This window comes from Steroidobacter sp., from assembly GCF_016790065.1.
Lineage (GTDB): Bacteria > Pseudomonadota > Gammaproteobacteria > Steroidobacterales > Steroidobacteraceae > Steroidobacter.
Genome location: NZ_JAEUPY010000200.1, coordinates 1 through 4,133 on the forward strand (window position 1 = coordinate 1; position 4,133 = coordinate 4,133).

Here is a 4,133-nt window from a genome sequence, read left to right on the forward strand (position 1 = left end):
TTCATTCGCGACCGGCGTGATAGTTTTTCGGTGCGCGTGCCGGCGGGGCCCATGGGTATCGCGGTATTTGCGATCAAGTCGTATCGAGTGTTTCTGGATTCTTCGGTGACATCGAAGAGTGATGCGGAAATCGCTCGCGCCATTCTCGATGCCGCGCGTAGTTTCGACTCCGGCGCGGCTCAGTAGTAGCACACTAGACCCTTACTTCAGGCTGGCGAGATAAGCGCGCCAGCCACCGAACGCGGTGATGTCTCGTGCGCCTTGCAAGCCGATGGGCTCGCAGATGAAGCCTTTCACCACGCGGCCGTCTTCGAGTTCCAACGAGCCGATGCCGAGAGGCGCGGGAATCTCAGCTCCGAACGATCCGAACCGTTCGAGCGGGACGTCCCAAAGTTCGACTTCGATGGGCGCGCCGGCAGCTGCTTTCACCAGCCCAGGTTTAGGTGGCGTCGTGTTCGCGAGCGCGTACAGCTGATAGGTCGCAGCGGTACGGCAGCGTTCGACGAAGACAGCATCACGCGACGTCAGCTGATGATTGAGCGGCATGCCGCTGAGATGCGCGCCCACGACAGCGAGTCGCACGGTAGCGGCTCCAGCGGGATTCGCACCAACGGTTCGCGAATGCTCCGTTGCTGCGGCTATTGCTTCGTTGATGCGCGTGCCGACGACTGCGAGTCGCTCAGTCGTTACAGCCGTCGCTGCGTTCAGATTTGCCAGGGCGGTTTCGCGTAGTTTGGTCGCAGCGGGTTTTGTTTCTTGCGCAATGCTCGACAGTGAGCGGCTGGTAGCGCCGAGCGGCAGCGAGGCGTGTCGTTGCCAGCGTTTGCCGAGATCGGCTAGACGAGCATCCTGCCAGGCTGGAGCAAGCAACGTGATGCCGGCGGGCAAGCCGTCGTCGCGAAAGCCGGCAGGCAACGCTAAAGCCGAAAGATCGGCGAGATTGGTGAAGTTGGTATACGTGCCCAAGCGAGAGTTCAGCTCTATCGGCTTCTCCGTAACCTGAGCGATGGTGTAGATCGACGGCGTCGTCGGCACCAGCAGCGCCGTGAATCCTTGTAGCGATTCGTCGATCCGGCGGGCGAGAGCAGCACGCCGATATTCATAGTTGAACGCATCGACCGCCGTGAACTTGCTGGCGTTGGCGAGAATGGACAACAACACCGGCTGGAATGCCGTTGGATCGCGTTCCAGCAGCGACTCGGCGACAGCATAGCGTTCCGCCACCCAAGGCCCTTCGTAAAGCAAAGCAGCCAGCTCGCTGAACGGCGAGAAGTCGATAGCTGTGATTGAAGCGCCAAGAGACCGCCAGCTCTCGACAGCAGCGGCGAACGCAGCTTGCGCTTGAGCATCCCCGAAGAACTCCAGCTTGTCGGGAACGGCCAATCGCAACGTTGCTGCCCCGGTAACCGTAGTAGGGAACGGTCGCGAGTACGCATCGCTGGCATCGTAGCCACCCGCAATACCGGCAATCTCCTCCGCGTCTTCAACAGTCAGCGCGAACACTGAAACGCAATCGAGCGTGCGACACGCCGGCACGACACCAGTCGTACTCAACCACCCTCGCGTGGGTTTCAATCCGACGATATTGTTGAACGAAGCCGGAACGCGTCCCGATCCTGCAGTGTCAGTGCCGAGAGAAAACGGCACGAGCCCGCGAGCCACCACGGATGCGGAACCAGCGCTCGACCCCCCACTGATGTATTCGCTACGAAACGCATTACTCACGGCGCCGTAAGGTGAGCGAGTGCCAACCAAGCCGGTGGCAAACTGATCCAAGTTGGTCTTGCCGACCAAGATCGCACCGGCCTCACGCAATCGCCGAATGACGGTTGCGTCCTCGCGTGCGGTGTAACCGAAGGCTGGGCAAGCTGCAGTGGTCAGCCAGCCGGCGGCATCGATGTTGTCTTTGGCGGCGAACGGAATGCCATAAAGGGGCAGCCGAGACAGATCCCCACCTAGAGAAGCCAGTCGAGCGGCGAGGCTCTGCAGCTGCGTGTGCAGCTTCGCTTCATCGACTCGCGTGATCCACGCGGTATCCGGCGGGTCGACTGCAACGCTGCTGTAAACATCGCTCAATTGCAGCTGGCCGCTGCGATAAGCGGCTCGCCAATCGGCCAGCGTCCATGCCGTTCTTACCGGCGCAGTCATGGGCATAGGCTCCCCGAAACCCCGAGTGGGGCTCGGATGCTATCATCCGGCCCATGCAACGAGATCTCGACAAGATGCGCCGGCGGCCGTTCTTTTTCCCGCTGGTGTTGCCGGTACTGTTGTTCATCGCTTTGGTGGCGGCGGCGGCCTGGTTGTTCGATGCCCGTGCCACCACGGTGGTGTTCGTCGTCCGTCATGCCGAGGTGGAGGCGGGCAACGATCCCGATCCGCCGCTCAGCATCGAGGGTCGCGAGCGTGCGGCTCGCCTGGCGACCACGCTGTCCAAGGCCCGCCCGGTGCGAGGCCTGGATGTGATTTTTGCCTCGGAATTTCGTCGTGCGCACCAGACAGTGACGCCCTTGTCCGAGACCTTGGCGTTGCCGGTGAACGTCGTACCTTCGGCCACCTGGTCGGAGCTGGCCAAGCGCATCACCCGCGATCATCGCGGCGAATATGTGCTGGTCGCCGGCAACACCAACAACATCCCGCAGCTGGTGCAGGCGTTGAGCGGCGAGAGCGTGACCCTGGGCGAAGAGGAGTACGGCACCATGTTCGTGGTGTTCGTGCCCCAGGTGTCCAAAACCAAAGTGGTGAGGATGCGGTACTAGCGCTTGCTACCTGCAAGTCCAGTGCTACAATTCGCGCCCTTCGGTGGGCCCGTAGCTCAGCTGGGAGAGCGCCTCGTTCGCAATGAGGAGGTCAGGAGTTCGATCCTCCTCGGGTCCACCAACTTCTCCCGCCCGTTTTAATACCAAGCCGGAACAATAACTTACGGCTCACGGACGCGAAAGGCTATTCATGCCCGCCAGACTTGCGTTGCTTGCCGCGCTGATCCTGTCTTTTGGCCTGACGGTTCGCGCCGCCGAACCGGCACCCGCCGCAGCCGCTGAACCCGCCGCCGATCCGATCGCGTCACGCGCGGTGATGACCGGCGAACAAGTGGTGCAGATCCTGGACGAAACCGTCGATTGGTATCGCACGCTCGGCACCCAGCAGCAGGCCGCCACCCAGCCCAGCGATTTGCTGATTCTGTACGCCAATCGCCAGACCGCCGACAAGGTGATGGCGTTGGCCTTCGAGATCGCGCGTGCCAATGCGGAGTTGATCAGCAGCGAAGCCAGCGCCGCGCAGGAGCATGAGGACGAAGCCAGCGCCGAAACTCAATCGTTCAAGCGCATCCGGCAGCGGCTGGAAGAACAGCGCACCGAATTGCAGACCGAGATCGAAGCCGTGCGACGGCAGATCGCTGCGGCGTCAGCCTCGGACAAAGCCGACCTGCAAGCCAAGCTGTCGGTCCTGCAAGGCGAGCTGGATCTGATCAATGCCCGTCGCAACTTGTTTGCGAACATGACCCAGTACGCCACCGAGAACGCCGGTGCCAATTCGTTGAAGGCGCACATCGACGCCATCGCTGCGTCGATACCCTCGTCGAGCGCGACCCCAACGACGACCACGACCACGACGACCACGGCCGCCGCAGGTAGCACTTCGGTCACTTCGGCAGTCAGCGCGTCGCTGAGCCAGTTCGGCATTTGGGATTTGACCGCGACGGTGGTGCGCTTGAACGCCAAGGCGCAGACCATCGAGACGGTCGACCGGCGCACCGCCGAGCTGCAAGACGTCTTCACACAGATTCGAGCCAAGCCACTGGAGCAGCTGAAAGCGCTGAGCGCGCGTGGCGATGCGTTGGCGGTAGTAGCGGATTCGGAGGATCGCGCCAGTCTGAAGAAGGTGCGCGATCAGTACGACACGCTCGCTTGGTTGTTCCAGCAAACCTCGTCAATCGTGACGCCGCTGAGCAAGGCCGAAGTGTTGCTGACCCAGTATCGAAACAATCTGGACAACTGGCGGGATGCGACTCAACGTCAGTATCGAGACGCCTGGCGTGCGCTCGGCTGGCGGTTGGTGATATTCGCAGGCCTGCTGGCGTTGGTGTTTACGGCGGCGGAGTTGTGGCGTCGTGCGGTGTTCCGTTACGTCACGGA

The 4,133-nt window shown here is 61.8% G+C and carries 4 protein-coding genes and 1 tRNA gene; 4 read left to right on the plus strand and 1 reads right to left on the minus strand.

Translation table 11 applies throughout. From position 1 onward, the window contains the following. Window positions 1-186, plus strand: a 186-nt coding sequence (locus tag JNL55_RS08585; protein WP_293852022.1) for a hypothetical protein, incomplete at its 5' end; no start/stop codon positions are given. Window positions 187-201: 15 nt separating this feature from the next. Here the strand turns inward: JNL55_RS08585 and atzF are convergent. Then, a complete protein-coding gene (gene atzF, locus JNL55_RS08590) occupies window positions 202-2,148 on the minus strand; it encodes an allophanate hydrolase (protein ID WP_293852023.1) in 1,947 nt (648 codons plus the stop codon). A 53-nt stretch (window positions 2,149-2,201) separates the two neighbouring features. Between atzF and JNL55_RS08595 the strand changes: the two genes are divergently transcribed. From JNL55_RS08595 to JNL55_RS08605, 3 genes are all read left to right on the plus strand, one after another. Then, the gene (locus tag JNL55_RS08595; RefSeq protein ID WP_293852026.1) at window positions 2,202-2,756 is read left to right on the plus strand and encodes a SixA phosphatase family protein; all 555 of its coding nucleotides are present in this window, start codon (window positions 2,202-2,204) and stop codon (window positions 2,754-2,756) included. 45 nt (window positions 2,757-2,801) lie between these two features. After that, a tRNA-Ala gene (locus tag JNL55_RS08600) sits at window positions 2,802-2,877 on the plus strand. Window positions 2,878-2,946: 69 nt separating this feature from the next. After that, window positions 2,947-4,133, plus strand: a 1,187-nt coding sequence (locus JNL55_RS08605; RefSeq protein WP_293852029.1) for a hypothetical protein, incomplete at its 3' end; no start/stop codon positions are given.